Genomic DNA, 2,228 nt, shown 5'->3' on the forward strand with positions numbered 1-2,228 from the left:
GTATCGGGCTCAGTTGTACCGGCAACCTGCTCGTCGGTTGAACCTGTTGAGGTATCGGTCGAGGTATCGGTGTTGGTGTCGGTTGAGGTGTCAGTGGTGCTGCCGGAATCAGTTCCAGCGGTTTCATCGCCGCCAGTGGTTCCGTCGGTGGTGTCACCGGAATCGGCGACGTCGGTATCACTTTCTTCGTTAACATCGGCAATGGTTTTGAAGCGCTGTACATTGCGGTATTCGACCACCACCAGCTTCTGGCTAATGACGCTTGAATTCACCACGTTCTGCAATTCTGAGGACTGCAAGGCCGCCGCGCTGACAAGATCTGCCAGTGCCACGTTGGTACCATCGCCCATAACGCTGATCTGGCCGGTGGCACTGACCTGTGAAGTAACGTCATCCAGGACAGCTGAAATCGAATCCCACTGGGCGTTGTCATTGACCAGCGCCAGGAATGACGCATTGGCAATCGCCACCTGAATGGCATCCGCGGTTACGCCGGTCATTCCATCCAGATTGGTCAGGTCCGGAGGAGTCAGGCGCAAAGCACCGGCCGGAAGGGCGAACCAGTTTTCAACGGTGGTGTAAGCGCTGGAAATCGCTGTCGGTGAGAGACCTTCCGAACTGCGCTCAGCCAGTTTTACAGCCAGGTGGGTGAGCGGCGTAAGGTTTACCGTTTCGTTCCGCAAATCGCCAGCACCCAACAGACTGAAGTTGCTATCCAGCGGCATTACCTGCCCAAACGGCACTGGCTCGGCACCGGCCTGATCGCATTGGGGCAGAACGTCACAGACCATGCGAGTGCCGCCGTCCGCAGAAAGCTCAACCAGGGCCCAGCCTTCGGCCTTACCGCGAAGCTGCCAGGTATAGCTGCCATCGTCTGCGGTTAATACCGGTTTGGCTGCCTGACGCTGCGGGGCGTAGTAGCCGTCTTTGTCAGCTATCAGCCGATTTGCAACCACAAGGCCCTGTTGAATGATTCCTTTAACGGCTGCGCCGGCGATCTGGACTGTGGGCTCAGGCGTCGCGGGAGCAGCCTGCGCCGCCGTGGTGCTCTCTTCACTCGTAATGTCCAGACCGCAGCCCGAAAGCATAACAACCGCAGGTAAAATCAGCAGTCCTTGCTTCGTTAGTTTTTTGCCGCAATATGACATTGTTTCGCACCAATTATTTGACGAATTTGAGCGAATCTTACAGCGGCAGTTTTCGGTTATATGCGGCCCAGTTCCGGATTTTTCGGCCGGATTACGTCAGAAAATTGGCGTTTACGGAGGGATACACGTTGTGATGGAAGGTTACAGCATGGAGCCCGGACTCCTGAGCATAGGTCATTGTTTTAGGTCCGCTTTTCACAATTCGCTTAAATCCCGGCTGTGGGCCGGGAGCGAATAGCGGGCCGACTGATTACAAATTTAAACGTTGATGAAACGGGTACTGTTTCACAGTTTTCCGGGGACTCAAACGCCCAACCTGTCCCGCAGCGCATAGTACCAGGCTCCCATCGCCGTCAACGGCACCCGGAAGGCGCGCCCACCCGGGAACGGGTAATGCGGCAGGCTGGCGAACGCATCAAACCGTTCCGCCTGATCCTGGATTGCCAGTGCCAATGCCTTGCCTGCCACGTGTGTGAAGGTAACCCCATGGCCGGAGCAACCCTGGGAGTAGAACACGTTCTCGTGCAAGCGCCCGAGCTGTGGCAGGCGCGACAGGGTCAGCAGGAAATTGCCGGTCCAGGCGTAATCGATCTTCACATTCGCCAGTTGCGGGAAGGTTTTCAGCATATTCGGGCGAATCAGCCGTTCGATGTTAGCCGGGTCGCGGGCGCCGTAGACCACGCCACCGCCGTAGATCAGGCGGTTGTCACCCGACAGCCGGAAGTAGTCCAGGAGGTAGTTGCAGTCTTCGACGCAGTTGTCGTTCGGCAGCAACTGCCTGGCAACGGCCTCCTCCAACGGCTCGGTAGCAATAATCTGCGAGCCGCAGGGCATGGATTTGGCCCCGAGCTCCGGCACCAGGCCGCCAAGATAGGCGTTGCCCGCCAGGACAACCGTTTGCGCCCTCACCTCGCCCATGTCGGTTTTAACGGTTACGGTTTTACCGGGGGCGATGCTCGTTACTGTGGAGTGCTCGTGAATCACGCCGCCACGCGACTCGAGGGCCGCGGCTTCGCCGAGAGCCAGATTGAGCGGATGAATATGGCCGCCGGTGTGATCAATGGCGCCGCCGACATACCG

Annotated in this window: 1 protein-coding gene and 1 pseudogene; both read right to left on the reverse strand. The window is 57.9% G+C overall.

Annotated elements, in window-relative coordinates; genetic code table 11:
- A pseudogene (locus tag B2W52_RS13665) lies at window positions 1–956 on the reverse strand (hypothetical protein); the annotation flags it as partial.
- 495 nt (window positions 957–1,451) lie between these two features.
- The coding region (locus tag B2W52_RS13670) for an NAD(P)/FAD-dependent oxidoreductase (RefSeq protein ID WP_286803563.1) at window positions 1,452–2,228 on the reverse strand (777 nt) is incomplete at its 5' end.

This window comes from Marinobacter sp. UBA2498, assembly GCF_002341575.1.
Lineage (GTDB): Bacteria > Pseudomonadota > Gammaproteobacteria > Pseudomonadales > Oleiphilaceae > Marinobacter > Marinobacter manganoxydans.